General features: G+C 37.4%; 3 protein-coding genes. All 3 read right to left on the bottom strand.

Going from position 1 to position 1,827, the window contains the following annotated elements; all coding sequences use genetic code 11:
• Positions 1-742: hypothetical protein (locus PLH43_RS13625; RefSeq protein ID WP_324364022.1), on the bottom strand; the 742-nt coding region annotated here is incomplete at its 3' end.
• Positions 743-1,304: 562 nt separating this feature from the next.
• Complete coding sequence (locus tag PLH43_RS13620; RefSeq protein ID WP_324364020.1) at positions 1,305-1,559, bottom strand: hypothetical protein; 255 nt, start codon at positions 1,557-1,559, stop codon at positions 1,305-1,307.
• Positions 1,556-1,741, bottom strand: a complete 186-nt coding sequence (locus PLH43_RS13615; protein ID WP_324364018.1) for a hypothetical protein — start codon at positions 1,739-1,741, stop codon at positions 1,556-1,558. Before PLH43_RS13615 ends, PLH43_RS13620 begins: the two co-directional genes overlap by 4 nt.
• Between the last annotated feature and the right edge of the window lie 86 nt (positions 1,742-1,827).

Here is a 1,827-nt window from a genome sequence, read left to right as displayed (position 1 = left end):
CTCCCTGCTCAGTTATTTGAAAAAGATATTCCGGAACCACTAATCTCCATTCATTCAAATACTTTGTACTATCCTTCGTCAGATAACGTGTGCTTTTCCCGATTTTATTCCTGCAATAGGATATAAATTCATCAGATAGCTGGAATTGGTCTTTATAATGTTCCATTAGAAAACCAGTCTTCTGATATAAAAACTGCAGATTATATGCATCCAAATACTTGATTAATTCATTTTCGCTCAAGTATGGTATAGATTCTATGCAATTCAGCAGTTCTTCAAGACCTCCGACTTTTTCGAAGTCTTTTATACTGTCAACTACTGTACGTTCCAGTGTGGTGACCCGAATTCCTTGTGTATTTCTAGGCTTTATAACTCCACTTGATAGTTTCGATGAAACGTATTTATAGGTTATTCCATTGAATTCAAAATCATCGAAGCGGCTTTCAGAAGAAACATAAATCTCATAAAACACCTGATTTGATATACCCATATATTCAAAAGCTGAATGATGCGAAAGATAAGCAGTATTATTGATGGCACAAGCTATGTGGTATTTAGTTGCCACAGGCTGCCCATCGGCTACATTGATACATGTATATAAATTATTTCTGATTTTCTTCACCAAACCTTTTTTTGACAAACGAAGAACAAGGGAAGATGCAGTCTTTTTGTTCCCAACAAGCTTGTATACATCATCCATTCTAAAGGTGTTTAGTTTTACGAGTTGAGTATATCCTACCATTACAGATACCTCTTTAATTTGCGCTATAATTTCTTTAATTATAAAGTTATTTTCTCATGTTATGAAGTCTATTTTTATTATTGCTTTAATTATATCGAATTATTCTTCATATGTAAAGGAATTCCTTCGAAAAATAAAGTGTAAAAAATGAAAAAACACTATCCTTAATTAGGACAGTACTTTCATTCTCATAATCTTAATAGATTGTTATCAACCTCTAATTCTGATTTTAATTCTACAAGAAGAAGTCACATCAATTGAATTCAGGCCTCAGTATGGAACTAAGTTTATCATCCATTCTGTCTCCTCAACCCTATCAAAAATTCCCGTTATCTATTCTGTCAACTCAACTCTTCCTATTTTGGGTTCAAATTCCCCCCCAAAATACCTCTTCGATATGTTTCCGTGTACGTATTTTAGCCCCTTAGGTTGAGTAGACAACTTAGATGTAATTCTGGAAACCCTCTTAAATAAATACTTACAGCTTTGTAATCAATACCACGCACTCGACATGGCACGAGCCGCTCGGTTTGATGTCCTGGGCCCATTTTCATACCTTACGTTATTTTGACAGGAGTTTCTTATATGTTCTGTCAATAAGCAGTGCTCCGATAGGCGCGGTTATGATTATGGATGCTACTGCCGCGGTTAAAATGACCGAGGAACTGGCCGGGGTAATGGCAAGAACCTGTTCACCGGACTTAAAGAATATTGACCCTACGGTGATCTGTCGCAGGAACGGCTGGTAATCCCCAAAGGACTCTCCGGAGTGAAGGGAGCAAGCAGCAATAAAGGAAATATAATGCTTTCTGCTCATATCATGGCAATTTCAACATAATACTCATCTTCAATCTTTTCAATCGTCATGCGGTGTTCATCATCAGGTATCTCTGCATCCAGATCAGGGAGCACTATTCCATGGCAGTTGATTATGGCTTCACCGGTTCCGAGGACCACATTTCCGCATATCGGGCATCCATGAAATTTTATACGCAGCATTAGGAACACTACCTACGCTAAGTTTTTTGGTTCTTTCCTTCTGTACCGCACGGAATTCGCTTTCCGGTTGAGCAAAAAGGATTCTA

It is taken from the genome of Acetivibrio sp. (genome assembly GCF_035371925.1).
In the GTDB taxonomy this organism is placed as follows: domain Bacteria; phylum Bacillota; class Clostridia; order Acetivibrionales; family Acetivibrionaceae; genus Hungateiclostridium.
Note: the sequence above shows the minus strand (reverse complement) of the source record. Positions and strands in the feature narration are given on the sequence as shown.